15 protein-coding genes and 1 tRNA gene are annotated in these 16827 nt (G+C 63.5%); 8 read left to right on the forward strand and 8 right to left on the reverse strand.

Going from position 1 to position 16827, the window contains the following annotated elements; all coding sequences use genetic code 11:
* The first annotated feature begins 75 nt into the window (after nucleotides 1-75).
* Nucleotides 76-1527, forward strand: a complete 1452-nt coding sequence (locus tag H9656_RS05780; protein ID WP_191743238.1) for an amidohydrolase — start codon at nucleotides 76-78, stop codon at nucleotides 1525-1527.
* A gap of 55 nt (nucleotides 1528-1582) precedes the next feature.
* On the opposite strand, the gene H9656_RS05785 is transcribed toward H9656_RS05780, so the two are convergent.
* A complete protein-coding gene (locus tag H9656_RS05785; RefSeq protein WP_191743239.1) occupies nucleotides 1583-2029 on the reverse strand; it encodes a low affinity iron permease family protein in 447 nt (148 codons plus the stop codon).
* 50 nt (nucleotides 2030-2079) lie between these two features.
* The gene (locus H9656_RS05790; RefSeq protein ID WP_225212240.1) at nucleotides 2080-4329 is read right to left on the reverse strand and encodes a S9 family peptidase; all 2250 of its coding nucleotides are present in this window, start codon (nucleotides 4327-4329) and stop codon (nucleotides 2080-2082) included.
* A 303-nt stretch (nucleotides 4330-4632) separates the two neighbouring features.
* Here H9656_RS05790 and H9656_RS05795 point away from each other — a divergent pair, with 303 nt between their 5' ends.
* Together H9656_RS05795 and H9656_RS05800 are read left to right on the forward strand one after the other, a co-directional pair.
* Nucleotides 4633-5448 carry a ferredoxin--NADP reductase gene (locus H9656_RS05795; protein WP_191743241.1) on the forward strand — a complete coding sequence of 272 codons (816 nt, stop codon included), beginning with the start codon at nucleotides 4633-4635 and terminating at the stop codon, nucleotides 5446-5448.
* Nucleotides 5449-5452: 4 nt separating this feature from the next.
* On the forward strand, nucleotides 5453-5785 hold the full coding sequence (locus H9656_RS05800; protein ID WP_024353237.1) for a chorismate mutase: 333 nt from the start codon (nucleotides 5453-5455) through the stop codon (nucleotides 5783-5785).
* A gap of 8 nt (nucleotides 5786-5793) precedes the next feature.
* Here H9656_RS05800 and H9656_RS05805 read toward each other — a convergent pair whose 3' ends face one another.
* A complete protein-coding gene (locus H9656_RS05805; protein ID WP_191743242.1) occupies nucleotides 5794-6147 on the reverse strand; it encodes an Hpt domain-containing protein in 354 nt (117 codons plus the stop codon).
* Nucleotides 6147-7562 carry an amino acid permease gene (locus H9656_RS05810; RefSeq protein ID WP_191743243.1) on the reverse strand — a complete coding sequence of 472 codons (1416 nt, stop codon included), beginning with the start codon at nucleotides 7560-7562 and terminating at the stop codon, nucleotides 6147-6149. Before H9656_RS05810 ends, H9656_RS05805 begins: the two co-directional genes overlap by 1 nt.
* Before the next feature lie 194 nt (nucleotides 7563-7756).
* Here H9656_RS05810 and H9656_RS05815 point away from each other — a divergent pair.
* The 4 genes from H9656_RS05815 to H9656_RS05830 all read left to right on the forward strand — a co-directional run bounded on the left by H9656_RS05815 (nucleotide 7757) and on the right by H9656_RS05830 (nucleotide 14548).
* Nucleotides 7757-7832: transfer RNA gene (locus tag H9656_RS05815), tRNA-Lys, on the forward strand.
* Between the two features lie 99 nt (nucleotides 7833-7931).
* Entirely contained in the window at nucleotides 7932-9764 is a 1833-nt protein-coding gene (locus tag H9656_RS05820) for a site-specific integrase (protein WP_191743244.1), read from the forward strand.
* Between the two features lie 456 nt (nucleotides 9765-10220).
* On the forward strand, nucleotides 10221-12194 hold the full coding sequence (locus tag H9656_RS05825; protein WP_191743245.1) for a site-specific DNA-methyltransferase: 1974 nt from the start codon (nucleotides 10221-10223) through the stop codon (nucleotides 12192-12194).
* On the forward strand, nucleotides 12191-14548 hold the full coding sequence (locus H9656_RS05830) for a DEAD/DEAH box helicase (protein WP_191743246.1): 2358 nt from the start codon (nucleotides 12191-12193) through the stop codon (nucleotides 14546-14548). Before H9656_RS05825 ends, H9656_RS05830 begins: the two co-directional genes overlap by 4 nt.
* Here the strand turns inward: H9656_RS05830 and H9656_RS05835 are convergent.
* The 3 genes from H9656_RS05835 to H9656_RS05845 all read right to left on the reverse strand — a co-directional run bounded on the left by H9656_RS05835 (nucleotide 14543) and on the right by H9656_RS05845 (nucleotide 15997).
* A complete protein-coding gene (locus tag H9656_RS05835) occupies nucleotides 14543-14929 on the reverse strand; it encodes a hypothetical protein (protein WP_191743247.1) in 387 nt (128 codons plus the stop codon). The genes H9656_RS05830 and H9656_RS05835 overlap by 6 nt on opposite strands.
* A 14-nt stretch (nucleotides 14930-14943) precedes the next feature.
* Nucleotides 14944-15114 carry a hypothetical protein gene (locus H9656_RS05840; RefSeq protein WP_191743248.1) on the reverse strand — a complete coding sequence of 57 codons (171 nt, stop codon included), beginning with the start codon at nucleotides 15112-15114 and terminating at the stop codon, nucleotides 14944-14946.
* A gap of 220 nt (nucleotides 15115-15334) precedes the next feature.
* Nucleotides 15335-15997: a recombinase family protein gene (locus H9656_RS05845; RefSeq protein WP_191743249.1), complete on the reverse strand. Its 663-nt coding sequence runs from the start codon at nucleotides 15995-15997 to the stop codon at nucleotides 15335-15337.
* 165 nt (nucleotides 15998-16162) lie between these two features.
* Between H9656_RS05845 and H9656_RS05850 the strand changes: the two genes are divergently transcribed.
* Nucleotides 16163-16435: a hypothetical protein gene (locus H9656_RS05850; protein ID WP_191743250.1), complete on the forward strand. Its 273-nt coding sequence runs from the start codon at nucleotides 16163-16165 to the stop codon at nucleotides 16433-16435.
* Between the two features lie 63 nt (nucleotides 16436-16498).
* Here H9656_RS05850 and H9656_RS05855 read toward each other — a convergent pair whose 3' ends face one another.
* On the reverse strand, nucleotides 16499-16807 hold the full coding sequence (locus H9656_RS05855; protein WP_191743251.1) for a hypothetical protein: 309 nt from the start codon (nucleotides 16805-16807) through the stop codon (nucleotides 16499-16501).
* Between the last annotated feature and the right edge of the window lie 20 nt (nucleotides 16808-16827).

A 16827-nucleotide genomic window follows, 5' to 3' on the forward strand; every position in this document is an offset into this window, starting at 1 on the left:
GATCTTTGGGGCGGGAGGCGTCTACGTCTCCCGCCCTTTCCATGTGTAGAGTTTCGTCCCTTTCTGGAGTTACCGATGAAACCCGTCTCGATGCGCGCCCTCGCCCTCGCCGCCGCCCTGACCGGCCTCGCGGTCCCTGCCGTCGCTGCTGAACTGTCTCCGCAGGCCAAGGCTCAGATCGTTGCGACGGTGGAGCACAATCAGCCCGCCCTCGACCACGCCGCCCTGGAAATCTGGAAGTTCGCCGAACTCGGCTACCAGGAGACCCAGAGCTCCAACCTGCTTCAAGGCCAGTTGCGCGACGCCGGCTTCACCGTCACGCCCGGCATCGCCAATGAGCCGACCGCCTTCCTGGCCAGCTTCAAGAACGGCGCCGGCCCCGTGATCGCCGTCCTGGCCGAATACGACGCCCTGCCCGGCCTGTCCCAGACCCTGAACCCGGTCCAGGAATCCGCGGGCGGCCACGCCGGTCACGGCTGCGGCCACAACCTGTTCGGCGCCGCCTCGGTCCATGCCGCCATCGCGGTCAAGGACTGGATGGTCGCCAACAACATCAAGGGCGAGCTGCGCGTCTATGGCACGCCCGCCGAAGAAGGCGGCTCGGGCAAGGTCTACATGGTCCGCGACGGCCTGTTCGACGACGTGGACGTGTCACTGCACTGGCATCCCGGCAATGTGAACTCGGCCCGCCAGGGCGACACCATGTCCAACGTCTCGGGCAAGTTCCGCTTCTACGGCACCTCATCCCACGCCGCCGCCGCGCCGGACAAGGGCCGCTCGGCGCTCGACGGCATCGAGGCCATGAACGCCATGGTCAACCTGATGCGCGAGCACGTGCCCGACCGCACCCGCATCCACTACGCCATCACCGACGGCGGCAAGGCCCCGAACGTGGTCCCGGCCTATGCCGAGGCCTATTACTACGTCCGCCACAACAATCCCGAGATCGTCCGCGACGTGCTGGAGCGGGTGAAGCTGGCGGCGGACGGCGCCGCGCTGGGCACCGGCACCCGCGTCGAGTTCGAGGCCATCGGCGGCGTTTATTCCATGCTGCCCAACCAGGCCCTGATGACTGTCATGGACCGCAACCTGCGCAGCGTTGGCGGCATCACCTGGACGCCCGAAGAGATCGCCTTGGCGACCGAAATCCAGAAGACCCTGACCAGCAAGCCGGACCTGGCCTCGGTCGGTCAGATCGAGCCGGCGGTGATCGGCGGCGACTTCGGCGGCTCGACCGACGTGTCGGACGTGTCCTGGGTCACGCCGACCGTGGGCCTGTCGACGGCGACCTTCGTGCCCGGCTCAGCGGGCCACAGCTGGCAGAACGTCGTGGCTGCGGGCACGACCATCGGCCTGAAGGGCGCCCACCTGGCGGCCAAGACCCTGGCCCTGACGACCGCCGAGCTGTTCCAGAGCCCGGACACCATCGCCGCCGCCAAGGCCGAGTTCGAACAGCGTCGCGGCGCGAACTTCGAATACCGCGCCCTGCTGGGCGACCGCGCCCCGGCGCTGAACTACCGCGACTGATCCGTCGCCGCTTCGCCGCCTTTTCCCGCAAGGGAGAAGGCGGCCCCGAGCGCCCTCACCTTTCAATCGTTTCCGAGATGGTGGTGATGGTCTCCTCAAGGCGCACCCCCGGCTTGCCCTTGATTGCGCGGGCTGGATGGCCGGCGTGGATGTCGCGCGCCCTCAACTCCACCTCCTCAAGGATTACCGCCAGCTCCTTGTCGGTCAGATGCTCGATGCCGATGAAGCGGGAATCGGCCTTCCTCACCGCATAGATCAGCTCGTCCATCTTGGTGTGCATGGCGGCGGCGTCGCGGTTCTGGGTGTTCTGGATCAGGAACACCATCAGGAAGGTGACGATAGTGGTGCCGGTGTTGATCACCAGCTGCCAGGTCTCGCTGTATTTGAACACCGGCCCGCTCAGGGCCCAGACCAGCACCACCGCCAGGCAGATGATGAAGGTCCAGGGCCGCCCGGCGAGCTTGGCCGTCGCGTTCGCCAGGTGATTGAACAGCTTTTCCATCCCGGCGGAACGGCGGCCGTTAGGCCGGGTTCCGCCGGATCAGGACGGGCTTACTCGCCCTTGGCGGGCGCCCGAGTCCCGATGGTGCGATCCAGGAAGTCGAGGTAGGTGCGCCACTGGTGCAGCTGGCGGTCGTTGCCGCGAATCCCGTGGCGCTGGCCCGGATAGAGCATCGTCTCGAACGGGATGCTCTTTTCCTGCAAGGCGTTCAGGACGCGCGTGGTGTTCTCGAAGATGACGTTGTCGTCGGCCATGCCGTGCATCAGCAACAAGCGGCCCGTCAGGTTGTCCAGACGGCCCAGCACGTCCGAGGCGGCGTAGCCCTCCACATTCGCCTGCGGGGTCGACATGTACCGCTCGGTGTACGCCGTATCGTACAGGCTCCACTCCGTCGGCGGGGCGCCGGCCAGGGCCGAGGCCAGGCCCATCTTGGGCTCGGTCAGCGCCATCAGGCTCATGAACCCGCCATAGGACCAGCCCATCATGGCGATGCGGCTGTCATCGACGTAGGGCAGCGAGCGCAGATAGTCGGCGCCGATGACCTGATCCTCGATCTCGGGCTGGCCCATCTTCAGATAGAGGGCCTGCTTGAAGGCGGCCGAACGGTCGCCCTCGCCCCGGTTGTCGAGGCGGAAGACGATATAGCCGGCTTCGGTCAGCAGTTGGGTCGTCGCGCCCTGCCAGGCGTTCTTGACCCCGCCGCCCGACGGGCCGCCATAGACCTGCATCACCACCGGATATTGCTTCGACGGATCAAAGCCCGGCGGCGTGGTCATCTGCCAGACCAGCGTCTCGCCGTGGCTTTGCAGCGTGCCGAAGGTCGGCTTCTGCTGGCGCTCGGCATAGGGCCAGAAGGGGTGGCCGGGCTGGAGCTTGTTCTCCTCGATCCAGCGCACGCGCTGGCCGTTGATCGAATACAGGGCCGACTGCGACGGGGTGTTCACGTCGCTGTAGTTGCCGACGTAGGCCGTGCCCGTGCCGTTGACCGTGGCGCTCCACCAGCCGCCGCGCGGCGTGACCTCGGTCGGCGCCAGCGTGCGCTTGTAGCTGGCGCGGAACAGCTGCTGCTCGATCGGGTATTCCTTGCCGTCGCGCATGGAGGCGGTGAAGAAGACTTCGCCCGTATCCTGATTGACGCCCGCCAGCGACTTGACCGGATAGTCGCCGCGCGTGATCGCGCGCAGGCGGCGGCCGTCCTTGGCGTAGAGATACAGGTGACGCCAGCCGCTCTCCTCGCTGGACCAGATGAAGTTCCCGTCCTTCAGCGCTTTGAAATCGTGGGTGACGTTGACCCAGGCCTTCGAGGTCTGGCTGGTGATCACCCGGCTGGCGCCCGTGGCCGGATCGACGCTGAGCAGGTCCAGCCGCTTCTGGTCGCGCGACAGGCGCTGGACATAGGCGACCGAACCGTCTGCGGCCCAGTTGACCCGGCCCAGGTAGATGTCGGTGTCGGCGCCCAGGTCGACCTTGACCCGCTGGCCGCTCTGCACGTCCTGCACATAGAGCTCGACCACGGCGTTGGGCCGCCCGGCGCGCGGATAGCGTTGCGAGATGACCGAGGCCCCGCCGCCCGTGATGTCCAGACGCGGGATGATGTCGACGGTGCTCTCGTCCGTGCGTTGCAGGGCGATGTAGCGCTCGTCCGGGCTCCACCAGTAGCCGGTGTCGCGGTCCAGCTCTTCCTGGGCGATGAACTCAGCCGTGGCCCAGGTGATCAGGTCCTTGCCGTCATTGGTGATCGCCTGCTCGGCGCCCGTCTCCAGATTGACCACAAACAGGTTCTGGTCGCGCACAAAGCTGACGAAGGCGCCCTTGGGCGAGACCTTGGCGTCGATTTCATCCGCCGTGGTCTCGGTCAGGCGGCGCACCGAGCCGTCGGCGCGGTTGGCCAGGAAGACGTCGCCTTCCAGCGGCGCCAGGATGTAGCGGCCCTGCTCGTCCCACGAATATTCGACCACGCCGCGCTGGCTGATGCGCATCCGTTCACGCCTCGCCTTCTCGGCCTCGGACAGTTCGCCCGCATCGGGGACAAGGGCGCGGGCGTCGATCAGCTTGAACGGCTCGCCGCCCTTCACCGGCGCGGCCCACAGGTCCAGCACGTCCACGTCATCGTCGCGCGAGCGCAGGAAGGCGACCAGTTCGCCGTCCGGCGACAGGCTGACGCCGCGCGCCACCGGCCCGGCCAGCGACGGATTGGAGAAGACCCGCTCGACCGTCAGGATCGAGGACGCGGGCGCCGTGGCGGCGGGCGGCGTCGCGGGCTGCGGCGTGGTTTGGGCGAAGGCCGAGCTCGCAGCCATCAGGATCGTCGAAGCAAGGAGAAAAGTGCGCATGGCGGCGAAGCTAGAGGCGGAATCCTCCGTCGTCATCCGCAATCTGTTCCTTTCCTGTTGTGAGGCCAGGAAGAAAAACAGAGTCCAATTCGTCTGAATCGTCTGAAATCCCATGCGACGCGCGATCACCCTCCCCCTGGATATGACGCAGCCTATCACAGGGCGAGAGGCAGGCTGGCTGATCGCCGTCCGGCGCCCCCTGCGCGGCAAGGGCGGAAGGATCGCCGCAGCGCCCTTTCGCAATCGCCCTCGACCGCCTAGTTAGGCCCCATGTCTGACGCCTCTCTCGCCGCGCCGCCCGTCAAGGCCAGTCCGTTCCATGAGTTGGAAGTCCTGTGGGTCCGCCACTGGAACGACCAGCTGTTCAGCTTTGGCGTGAAGCGGCCCGAGGATTTCCGCTTCCGTTCGGGCGAGTTCGTGATGATCGGCCTGCCGGGCGAAGACGGCGGCAAGCCGGTGTTGCGCGCCTATTCGATCGCCAGCCCCTTCTGGGCCGAGGAGCTGGAGTTCTTCTCCATCAAGGTCCAGGACGGCCCCCTGACCTCGCGCCTGCAGAAGATCGTCGCCGGCGACAGCGTGCTGATGGGCAAGAAGCCGACCGGGACCCTGGTGCTGGACGCCCTGACCGGCGGCGAGCGCCTGTGGCTGATCGGCACCGGCACGGGCCTGGCGCCCTGGCTGTCGGTGGCGCGCGATCCGGACACCTATTCGCGCTTCAAGCAGGTCATCGTCTGCCACACGGTGCGCAACGTCGCCGACCTGGCCTATCGCGACTTCTTCAGCCATGAGATCCACGACGATCCGCTGATCGGCGATGAGGCCAAGGCCCAGCTGACCTATTACCCGACGGTGACGCGCGAACGGTTCGAGACGCCGGGCCGGATCACCGACCGCATCAAGTCCGGCGACCTGTTCGCCGACCTGCAACTGCCCATCGGCTTCTCGCCCAACAGCGACCGCGTCATGCTGTGCGGCTCGATGGCTATGATCAAGGAGACCGGCGAACTGCTGGAATCCTACGGCCTGAAAGAAGGCTCGAACGCCGAACCCGGCGACTATGTTCTGGAGCGCGCCTTTGTCGGCTGACCTGATGACCTCTCCCCGCACCGTCGCCATCGACGAGCGCAAGGCCCCCGAAGACTGCGTCACCATGGTCGATGTGCGGCAGGGGGTGGATGCGCTGGACCGCGCGCTGGTGACCCTGCTGGCCGAGCGTCAGCGCTATATGGACGCCGCCGCCCGCATCAAGCCGAACCGCGACGCCGTCTTTGATCAGGCCCGCATTGACGACGTGGTGGCCAAGGTGCTGAAGGCGGCCGAGCCCGCCGGCCTGTCGCCCGACATCGCCGAGCCGGTCTGGCGCCTGCTGATCGACCGCTGCATCGCCCACGAGTTCGGAACCTGGGACCAGACGCGGGCCTAGTCTTCGCTTCAGCCCTTCAGGCTTCTGAGCGCCAGTTCATGGCGATAGGCGGCGACGTCGGCCAGGGCCGCGTCCAGCGCCGTCTTCACCCGCTCCAGCCCGGCGGGCGCAGCCGCCTGCTCGCCGAACTCGACCTCTTCGCAGATCTGGGCCAGGGCCTTGGCGCCGATGCCCGCTCCGGCGCCGCGGATGGTGTGCACGGCGTCGCGCCAGCCTTCGCTGGAGGCGTCCAGCATGGCCGACCACATGCGGGCCTGTTCCGCGAACAGGCCCAGCACTTCTTCCGTCACTTCATCCATGCCGCCGGTCATGGCTTCGAGGACGGTGAAATCCACCGCCCCCGACAGGTCGCGCCTGGCCATTAACCTTCGACCTCTTCGCCCTTGGCGAGGCGCGAGTTGCGCGACGACCAGACCAGGTAGACGGCCAGGCCGAGCAGGTTCCACAGCAGGAAATACAGCTGCGTCGAGGTCTTCAGGCTGAAGAAGAAGACGATACAGCCGACGATGGCGACGCCGCCGACCAGCCACCACAGCGGCGCCTTGAACTTACGCTCGCGGTTGGGCTCGCGCACGCGCAGCACGATCAGGCTGATCCCCACGGCCATGAAGGCCATCAGGGTGCCGGCGTTGGCCAGCGACGCCAGTTCGTCCAGGCGCATGATGCCCGCCAGGAAGGCGACGACGATGGCGGTGAAGATCGTCACCACGGTCGGCACGCCGCGATTGGAAATCTTGGCTAGGCGGTTGGGCAGCAGACCGTCCCGGGCCATGCCCAGGAAGATGCGGCTCTGGCCGAACAGGAAGGCCAGCAGCACGGTCGGAAGGGCGACAACGGCGGCGGCGGCGATCCACTGAGCGGCGACGCCCTGGCCCAGGCCGCGCATGATGTGCGCAAGCGGCTCGGGGCTGTCGGCGAAGCTGGCGACCGGAGCGGCGCCGATCGCAGCGGCGGCGACGGCGATATAGAGGACGGTGCAGACCACCATCGAACCAACGATGCCGATGGCCAGATCGCGCTCGGGCTTCTTGGTCTCTTCAGCCGCCGTGGCGATGGCGTCGAAGCCGTAGAAGGCGAAGAAGATGATGGCCGCCGCGGCCATGACGCCGGTCTGGACGAAGGGCGCCCCGAAGCCGTGCGGCATGAAGGGGGTGAAGTTCGCCGCATCGAAGTTCGGAAGCGCGATGGCGACAAAGGCCACCAGGGCGGCGATCTTGATGACCACCAGCACCGCGTTCAGCGTCGCGCTCTCGCGCGTGCCCATCAGCAGCAGGCCCGTGACGATGGCGATGATGAAGACCGCCGGGAGATTGATCAGCCCGCCTTCGACGTGCGGCCCGACGGTCAGGGCGAACGGCAGGTCGATCCCCAGCCCCGCCAGGAAGGGTGCCGCATAGCCCGACCAGCCCACGGCGACGGCCGAGACGACGAGCGAATACTCGAGGATCAGGCTCCACCCCACGACCCAGGCGAAGATCTCGCCCAGAGCGGCATAGGAGTAGGTATAGGCGCTGCCTGAGGCGGGCATGATGGTCGACAGCTCGGCATAGGCCAGGGCGGCGCAGGCGCACACCAGACCGGCCAGAGCGAAGCTGATCAGCACCGCCGGACCCGCCAGGCCCGCCCCGACGCCGATCAGGGTCAGGATGCCGGTGCCGACGATGGCCCCGACGCCCAGCGCCATGAGGTGCGGCCAGCTTAGGGTCTTCTTGAGCTCCGGCCCCGAGCTCGGGGCCAGCATCGCGTCGATCGATCGACGACGGTTCCAGAACGCCATGATGTTTACTCCCCCTCGCCGCGTCTTCCGGCGGCTGATTCAAGCCGCGACCTTAGCGCGCGTTGCAATCACGATAAAAGACGCATTTGGCGCTTGCGCCGTCTCATCGCTGCGAGTAATAGGAGCGCCCTTCGCCGAGGTGTTCACGCCGCTGCGAAGGACCGGCGCCTCACCAAGGGCGCAGACGACGGTACGGGTGATTAGCTCAGTTGGTAGAGCAGCTGACTCTTAATCAGCGGGTCCACAGTTCGAACCTGTGATCACCCACCATCGTCTCTCTAACCTCTTGAAATCGCTAAGAAGGCCCGCAGACATTGGCTTTGCGCGCCGCATGGGTTATCCAAAAGTTATCCAAATTTGGGGTAGTTGATGGCGACCAAGAAGGGGCTTGTCCGCCCGCGCCGCAAGGTCGGGGACCAATGGGTTGAGTTGGACGGCCGTACCGCTAACGTCCGTATGGCGGTTCCTGGCGACGTGCGCGCCATCGTTGCCGCTCTGCCCTCCGATGATCCCCGCCGGGCTCTCTTTGTCCGGGCCGATGGGAAGCCAAAAGTCGAACTGGTTCGGACGACGCGGCGACGCGACCAAGACGATGCAGAACGGGTCGGCGCGGCGATCAAGGCAGAATGGAAACGGGCTATCGCGGCGCTCCGCGCGACCGGCAACCCGCAGGACGTTGCGGCCGTCCTCGCCAGGATCGAGGACTGGCGCGAACGCGCCATCGCCCGCGCCCAAGGCTACGACGTGGACATCGCCATCTTGGACTTCACGGCGACCATGGAGCGGGCGGCAGACCGCCCTCCCCCGGCACCTGGGCTGGATCATGGCGGGCCGGAGTGGGCGCGATTGTATTTCACGGAACGGCCGCAGACGTCGCGGGACGTTACACCACCGCCTGAGACGTTCCGGCGGGTCGAGCGCCTCCGGACTGCTGAGACCGGGGGCGAAGCGTGGCGGGACGTGCAGGGCTTTGAAGAAACGCTATCGCAGGTGGTCGGGGCCATAGACCACCGAGTCCGCGCCGCCGTGCGCCCGGCCTTCGCCAAAGCGTGGCGCGAGGTGCTGGAAGCCGAAGAGGTGGAGCGGCGCCTCGCGGCCCGCATCCTCGCGATCATGTCGGACCACGCGACCCCGGCACCGGTGGTTCCGCCCGCGCCAGGGGCCTATGAGGTGCGCCACGGCGACAGGACCGTGGGCGAATTGTTGGACGCCTACCTTGCGGCGGCGAAGGCCGCGCGGGGCGAGGCGGCGGTCAAGGAGTCCAAGGCGATCTTTCGGGCCATCAAGGAGTTCCTGGGCGAGGAAACGCCGGTGCGCGCCGTCAAGCGCGACGACGCCCGGCGGGTGCGCGAAGCGCTCCAGCGGGTCCCGACGAACGCAGTCAAACGGTTTGGGACGAACGTGACGTTGTCGGAAGCCATTGAGCGCGCAGACAAGGACGACCTTCCACGACTGACCCACAACAGCGTCAAAAACTACATGACCAACGCGGCCATGGTCTGGAATTGGGCTATCGACGAACGCGAGGGCTGGGCCGATCTCAACCCGTTCAAAGGACTCGCTGGGGAAGCGAAAGACAGCGTGAGGCGGCGCGGCTTCCGGGACGCCGAATTGGTCAAGCTGTTCGACCATCTATCTCAGTATAAGGCGCAAGGATTGGCCCGGTTTTGGGTCCCCGCCCTCGCCCTCAACGGCTGTCGCTTGTCGGAATTGTGCCAGCTTCGGACCACCGACGTTAAGATGCACGGCGATATTGTCTATCTGGACCTAAGCGAATTCGACGCCGATGGTCGGCGTGATCAAAGCAAGAGCCTCAAGACGCTCAACAGCGAGCGTTTCGTTCCTGTTCACCCGCTCTTGGTCGAGGCTGGCTTTAAGGATTTCGTCGCCAAGCGCAGGAACGATAAGTCGGAGCGCCTATTTCCTGAAATCGAACCTTACAAAGGGGACTGGTCGCACTACTTTTCGAAATGGTTCGGCGAAATGTTGGATGACGTGGTCTCGGATGACCCGGCTATCGTCTTTCACTCGTTCCGCCATGGTCTTCGCCAGCGCGGCCGGACTGCTGGGCTGTCTCGGGAAATACTCGACGCAATCGGCGGCTGGGCGAAGCGTTCGACGGGCGAGAAATATGGCCTGGACGAAATCGTTGATCTTCACGCGCACAATGCGCGGATCAGCTTCGGCGCGCTTCACCTGTAGCGGACTCCATCCCACTGTCGCGCTTACGACATTGTCTAAGTCAGTATTTAAACGAAACTGTCTTGGAGTCCAGATCGTCATCGGTCGGGAAGGCGGTCGCAGGCACTTCATTGATACGGAGTCCGCTACCTCAATTTCATCCGGAGTTCCTTGGCGCCGGGTCGGAATTTGGCAGGGACACCCCGCTTTGGGTCCCTCCGGTCGGATAAATTTTCGTCCCTGGCATGGGGGGGGGGCGCCGGTCAGAACAAGAGGGCGATCACCGCGCTGGGCATCCTGTTTTCGCTGCCGGCACCCTGGCAAAGAGAATGCCGACGTTCCGAAATGCAACTTGTGATGCTAGGAAGATTCCAAGCCTCTAAAGAGGCATGCGACCAAATTTGACGCATGGGTCGAGATGATGTCGCGCGCTCTTGAGTGCGTGACTCCGATCCTGCGTGGGGGACGACTGTGTCAGTGAATGATTTTGACAAACTTAGCCGAGAAGACCTCATCCGGCTTCTGACCGAGGAGCGCGAGAGCGACGAAAACGGCATCCGCCTTCGCTACCCCGGCCAAACTCCTCCCTGGCAGATCATCCGAAAAGTTCAGCCTCGGTCCCAGAAGATCGAGGATAAGCTTTCTGTAGGTTCGGTAGAAGATCAGGCCTGCAACCTTTTAGTGGAGGGCGAAAATCTTCAGGCGTTGGTCAGCCTGTATAAATATAGAGGCCAGGTTGATCTGGTCATCGCCGATCCGCCCTACAACACGGGCCAAGACTTCCGTTACAATGATCGCTGGGATGAAGACCCCAACGATCCAGACCTCGGACGGCTTGTGCCAGCCGATGACGGTTCTCGCCACTCAAAGTGGCTTCGGTTTATGACGCCCCGTCTCTGGATGATGAAGGAGATGCTGAGACCGGGAGGGGTCATCGCCATATGCATCGACCACCGCGAAATGTTCCGGCTGGGGATGATGCTGGACGAGATGTTCGGTGAAGCCAATCGCATTGGCATCATCAACTGGCAGAAGAGTTACGCCCCTCGGAATGATCACAAGCATCTGTCTACGGCAACTGAATACGTCCTGATCTACGCAAAGGACATTGATCGTTCGAAAACCGGTCTTCTCGCCAGGACTGAGGCGATGGATGCTCGCTACTTCTCGCGTGATGGCGATCCCGAGCCTTGGAAGCCGGGCGACCTAACTGCGCCCGGCGACAGCACCCATCCGGGTATGGTCTACGCGATCCAGTCTCCCTTCACCGGCCAACTTCACTACCCTTCAAAGGGCAGGCATTGGGGCTCTGAGAAGCGGCGGATGAAGAGCTGGCTGGAGCAATGGGGTTCCAGTTACGTCGAACGTGATCTCGGGGACGGTCACCCCAAGGCGTTGGTAATCAAGAGCGCACCGCTGCCCCACGAACGCGAATTCGCCGACGACAACCGTGTGCTGAAGAAGGCGCGCGAGACAGCCCGATCAGTCATGGACCGGGGGAACTGGCCAGCCGCCCATTGGCGGGACGACGGCCTCGGCACGTTCGGGCTCAAAAAATATCTCAAGGAGGTCAAACAGGGCATCGTGCCGACTACATACTGGTCCGATGACGACTATGATCAGCCGTTTGAGATGGGTGCTACATCTTGGCCCCACGCTGCATCCGGTCATAGCCAAGCTGGTGTAAACGAACTCTCGGCCATCGTCGGCAAAGGGCACGGCTTCGAAACCGTCAAACCGATGCGGTTGATCAAGAAGATCATCCAAATTTGGTGCCCGCCCAAAGGCATTGTGCTCGACCCGTTCGCTGGATCGGGAACGACTGGTCACGCAGTCATGGAGTTGAACGACGAGGCGGGCACTGACCGAAGATTCGTTCTGATCGAACAGGGACGACCAGAAAAAGGCGATGCCTACGCCCGCAGCCTGACTCAGAAGCGGCTCCAACACGCTATCGAGGGTAAGCGCGTCGTTGACGGCAAGCTAGGCGTCGTGGCCAAGCCTCTCGCGAGTGGGTTCCGATTCCAGAAACTCATGGCAAAGGTGGATGCCAAAGCAGTCTTGGCCCTTGAGCGCGAAGAGATGATCGATCTCCTCCTCACCAGTCATTGGGATCAGGCGGAGAGATCAGCTTCTCACCTTCATCGACTCCCTGCTGGAACGCATAATCATCTGTTCGCAAAGAACTCGCGCGGCGAAGGTTACTTCCTGGTGTGGAGCGGACCCGAGAATCCGTCTGTGCTGAACCGCGAAGCCTTCCGGTCTATCGTGAAGGAAGCCGAAGCCGAGCGCCTGTCTTCACCCTTCCACGTCTACGCGCGCATCTCTACTTACGGCGGCCCCAACGTTGAGTTCTATCAGATTCCAAATCGCATCCTGGAAAAGCTGGGGTTCAACGAAGCTTTGCATACCTACTCGGCCGGGGACGATAACTACGAGGCCCGAGCGTGAATTTCGAACTCCTGCCGTTTCAGTCCAAGGCATCGAGCCAGATAGCGGCGAGGTATGTCCTACTGGCGAGTGATCGGCGTCGCCCGATGGAATACGCGGACTGGCCCACCCCATACTATCAGGCGCTCTCCGCGCTTACCGGCGCCGGCAAGACTCCGATCCTCGCCGATGCGGTGGCTCAGATGCGCGCGCACATGTCGCTGGAGCCCGTCGTGCTATGGGTATCGAAAAGCCGAGCGGTCGTGGATCAAACTCTGGGCAACTTCCGGCCCGGTGGCAAATACGAAGGTCTTGTCGAAGGCTTTGTCGTCTCTCCCCTAGCCGAGGTGCCGAGAGATGCAATTGGCGACGCTTCCCAGGCTGTTCTCGCTCTCGCCACGGTCGGCAGTTTCAACCAGCAAGATCGCGCCGATGGCTCGCTAAAAGTCCACCAAGTGGCTCTAGACCATAGCGATGAGTCGCTCTGGGCGAACCTCACCCGGCGTGGTGCCGAGGACGGCCAAGCCCGCAGACCGCTTATCGTGGTCTATGACGAGGGCCAAAACCTTTCGGACCAGCAGACAGAAATCTTGCTGGAACTGGAGCCAGACGCGATCCTGGTAGCCTCGGCCACTATGCGAACGCCTGCGCGACTGGGGCAAGTTATCAGCCGTTTGACCCAGAGTGGATGGACGGCACAGCCACTTGAGGACGACGGGTTCTCCGATCCTCAACGGAGCTTGGTAACCGCAATCCGGAGCGTTGACGCAGTGGAAGCCGGGCTGGTGAAGCGGCAAATCATCCTTGGCGGTTACTCGACCGAAATGGAAACGGCCCTGTCGGACATGATGGCCGAGTTTCAGGTCGCTGACGAAAAGGCCAAGGTTCTGGAAGCCGGGTTTGCGCCTAAGGCGATCTACGTTTGCCGCACAAACATCACGCAGGACGACGGAACCGCCGACGTCATTTCACGCCCGTTCGTTGAACGTAGGGCACCGCCCATTGTCATCTGGCGCTACCTGGTTGAAGTCGCAGGCATCGATCCGGCAGAGATCGCGGTCTACCTCGACCTTAAAGTTGATCGGAAGAACCATCCGCTGCCCCCAGATTTCAACCTTTTCTCTGGTGGGGAAGATGATTTCGCGGCATTCACCGCAGGCAACTTCAGGCACATCATTTTCAACCAGTCGCTCCAAGAAGGATGGGACGACCCCAGTTGTTGCTTTGCATATATCGACAAATCGATGGGTTCGGCGATCCAAGTCGAGCAGGTAATCGGTCGTGTGCTTAGGCAGCCGGGCGCTCGCCACTATCCCGACCCAGACCTGAACACGGCGAACTTTTTCCTCAGGGTCGATGATCGCCAGGAGTTCGAAAAGACGCTCAGGGCAGTCCAGGTCAAAATCGCCGCTGAACTTCCGGAAGTGAAGCTGGAGGGTTTTGTGGACGGACGAGAGCGCGCAAGAGCGCGCCTCGATCCACGGCATCCGATGGACGTTCCAGAAATCCATATCGACGCAGATGAAGCGGTTGAACCGATGGCTGCTGTTGTCGCCACCCTGCCGGATTATGGCGGCGACAACGTGAACAGCCAGGGACCGGGTGAGCAGGTCAGGGCGGTTCAGGCAATTGGGGACGGATCGAGCGCCACGGTGACGGTGACTGCGCGCGAGCATTCAAACCGGGTGGTCGCACGCTGGCTGGTCCGGCGAACGATGCAGAGCCTTTATCCCGAAGCGGTCAAAACCATCGACTGGGCCGATCCCAGGTTCGAAGCACGAGTTGAGATCACCAGCCGCGCGGCGAGCCACCTCCGAAATGAGGCTGAACGGATGGTCGATGCTTACCTAACGAACGCAGACTTGGCGTTTGAGGCCAGCAACCCCTATCGTGTCGGCAGTGTGTTGGCGAAGCCGGATCAACTTCGTCGGTTCAAGCACTCAGTGCATGAGGGATACAGCGATCTCAATGATCTGGAAGTCGAGATTGCAGAAACCATCGACGCGACAGGACTCAGGTGGGCTCGCAACCCTTCCAATGGCGGCTATTCAATTCCGTTGTTGGAGAAGGGGAGCGGCCGACGATTCTTCCCAGATTTCCTCGTGTGGAAGGATGACCTGATCTACGCGGTCGATCCGAAAGGAAGCCATCTGATCGTCGATGACGCCGGGAAAAAGCTTCTGGCGATCCGAGATGAACGTCGGACGAAGCGGGTTATTGTTCGCCTTATTACCGAGGGGCGCTGGAGCCATGAGCCGATCAAAAAGCTGAGCGGTTCAGGTTACTCCCTCTGGAAAATCACCAACGCAGGCCAAGTGCGCGCCTCTCACAGCACTTCGGTCGCTGACGTAGTGAAGCGGGCGCTCGACCTATAGACTAAAGCCGTGATCGACCAGTTCCGGCCCCAGGTCGAGCGCCCCGCCATAGGGGCGGACGGCAGCCAGGTCGCGCCCGTCGTCAGCAGTAAAAGACACGTGCGGCAGATACCGGCGAAATCTCCAATGCGCGCCCGCCGCGAATAGGAGACGGTGGCGCCGCGCCAGGGCGAGCGACACCACCGCCAGAACTATCAAGCCGCCCATACGGGTCACCGCGCGGGCTGTAGACGGCGGGAGTGTGAGCCCGGCCGGATCGAGGCTGACGCCCTCAGGGAGTCCACCGGCGACGGTGACGTGCCATGCGGAGGGGCGCAAATCGATGAAGCCTTCGCCGCGCGCCCAGGCGGCGACGTCGGCCGAATTCAGCAGCGGCCGCATGACCGGCCCGCCGATCACTGGAGCGGGATTAGGAAAACCCGGTCATAGCCGTGGCGGCCGTCAACCGTGGGGAAGGCGGCAAAATCCTCCCCCGCGTTCTCGATCAGGTCGCGCGCTAATTCGGTGAAGCGGTCAGCTTGGCCGTCGCGGGCTGTCAGCAGCAAACCGTCATCGGTCGCCACCATTTCATAGCTGGGATCGTGGCACCTTAGACAATCTAGCAGCCTTCCAATGCGCCGATATTACGTCGGTCGCCCAAGCCTCGCAACGTCGCCGGGTGTCGCGGGTGGAAAGCGAAATTAAGTCCGGGAACGGCTGGCGCCCTTAAGGTAAGCGGAAGCCTACCACCCGTCACGGGTCCCCGGCGGTCGAAATTTCGGCCGGGGTGTCCCTCCCAGGCGGGGGTTATCGCGCGATCATGCCAGACACGACGTTGGGGCTGTAGGGGCGGCCTCCCTTGCCCACGAACCCCAAGGCGGCGAGTTCGGCGGCGATCTGGCGAAGGGACCGGACCCTGCCGGTTTTGGGGTTCCGCCGGGCGAGGCGCCGTGCCTCTCGCGCAAGGCCGGGCTGAGTCTCGACGTGGGCCTTGCGCCCCTCGCATCTGCCTGTCAGGGCGCGCTTTCGGTCGCGCGCGGCGCGTAGCCGCTGAACAGTCTTAGCCTTGTCATAGCCCGCCACCGCGCCCGCGATTTGCCTCATGAGCAGGCGTTCAGGACTAGAGTCATCGGACAGGTCGAGCCCAGCGGCCGTGACCACGCGGACGTCCAGGGCGGCTAGCTGGCGAAGGCCAAGTTCTTGCGCGAGTAGGTCGCGGGCGAAGCGGTCGGCGTTCTCGATTAAGATCGCCGACACGCCCGCCTCGACCGCACGGTCAAGTAGGGCGGCAAAGCCCGGCCGCGATTCCACTGGATCAGCGCCGGACACGGCTGCATCCCAGAAGCAGGAATCGAGTTCATATCCGGCGGCGATGGCAAACGCCTCTACCGCGCGGGCCTGGCGATGAACCGAGTCGCCGTCCGTGTTCGTGGCAGACGACGTTCTGAAATAGGCGATGGCGCGGGTCATTTGTCTCTCCCTTTCACCCTATTCTGTAGGCCGGACGCCCTTACGGAGTCTCGGATAAAGAGGGTTAATCTGTCCTGAATTCTTGAGAATTCCGAACAGCAAACCAACTACTAAGCCGTAACTCTTCGCCCTTAGGTTCCCTTCGCACAACCAAGCGAGGCAAGCATGACCGACGACACGCAAGACCGCATCGAAGAGGAACGGGTAGCGGAGGACGAAGTGTTTGAGGCGCTTTGTGTCATCTGGACGCCCAGGCCCGAACGCGGCACGGTCGTCGATGCACATAAGCACCAGTTGCGGCTAGACGCGCTCGAAGCGATGGCGGGCAAGCGATGGTTTGCGCGGGGCGATCAAGAGGGCGAATTCAAGTTGACTTCGGCCGGACTGAGCGAATTGGGCAGACGCAACATGGGGCGAAAGCCGATCACGCGCCGTTAAAACCGCCGCCCGACAAGTCCGGCTGTCGAAACGGGCGGGCGTCAAGCTGACGTTGACAGCCTGTCAGAACGCGCCCGTGAACACATGCCAATCTTGATCGATGGCTGTCCAATTTCCTGCGTGGGGCTTGTCGTCGGCGAAGGCGCCAAAGCCCAGGACGATTCCCAGGTTCGATACGACCGAGTTCAATTTTCCCCGTTCATACCCCATGCCGTCTTTCCCGTGGTGGTCGTCGAGCAGTTCTTGCAAACGGTCGCCGTAGGCCGTGGCGGCCGCAAAAAGTGAAGCGCGCTCGACCACTGACAGATCGGTCCGGCGAGCCTCGGCTATCACGTGGTCCAAGGCTGCAAAGTTGTAGGCGTTCGTCGTCACGGTGACCCCCATGGTTTGAA

The organism is Brevundimonas guildfordensis (genome assembly GCF_014836405.1).
In the GTDB taxonomy this organism is placed as follows: Bacteria; Pseudomonadota; Alphaproteobacteria; order Caulobacterales; family Caulobacteraceae; genus Brevundimonas; species Brevundimonas guildfordensis.

Coding starts and splice junctions, on each gene's coding strand:
- H9656_RS05780 (WP_191743238.1), top strand. CDS start 76: ATGAAACCCGTCTCGATGCGCGCCCTCGCCCTCGCCGCCGCCCTGACC.
- H9656_RS05785 (WP_191743239.1), bottom strand. CDS start 2,029: ATGGAAAAGCTGTTCAATCACCTGGCGAACGCGACGGCCAAGCTCGCC.
- H9656_RS05790 (WP_225212240.1), bottom strand. CDS start 4,329: ATGGCTGCGAGCTCGGCCTTCGCCCAAACCACGCCGCAGCCCGCGACG.
- H9656_RS05795 (WP_191743241.1), top strand. CDS start 4,633: ATGTCTGACGCCTCTCTCGCCGCGCCGCCCGTCAAGGCCAGTCCGTTC.
- H9656_RS05800 (WP_024353237.1), top strand. CDS start 5,453: ATGACCTCTCCCCGCACCGTCGCCATCGACGAGCGCAAGGCCCCCGAA.
- H9656_RS05805 (WP_191743242.1), bottom strand. CDS start 6,147: ATGGCCAGGCGCGACCTGTCGGGGGCGGTGGATTTCACCGTCCTCGAA.
- H9656_RS05810 (WP_191743243.1), bottom strand. CDS start 7,562: ATGGCGTTCTGGAACCGTCGTCGATCGATCGACGCGATGCTGGCCCCG.
- H9656_RS05820 (WP_191743244.1), top strand. CDS start 7,932: ATGGCGACCAAGAAGGGGCTTGTCCGCCCGCGCCGCAAGGTCGGGGAC.
- H9656_RS05835 (WP_191743247.1), bottom strand. CDS start 14,929: ATGCGGCCGCTGCTGAATTCGGCCGACGTCGCCGCCTGGGCGCGCGGC.
- H9656_RS05840 (WP_191743248.1), bottom strand. CDS start 15,114: ATGGTGGCGACCGATGACGGTTTGCTGCTGACAGCCCGCGACGGCCAA.
- H9656_RS05845 (WP_191743249.1), bottom strand. CDS start 15,997: ATGACCCGCGCCATCGCCTATTTCAGAACGTCGTCTGCCACGAACACG.
- H9656_RS05850 (WP_191743250.1), top strand. CDS start 16,163: ATGACCGACGACACGCAAGACCGCATCGAAGAGGAACGGGTAGCGGAG.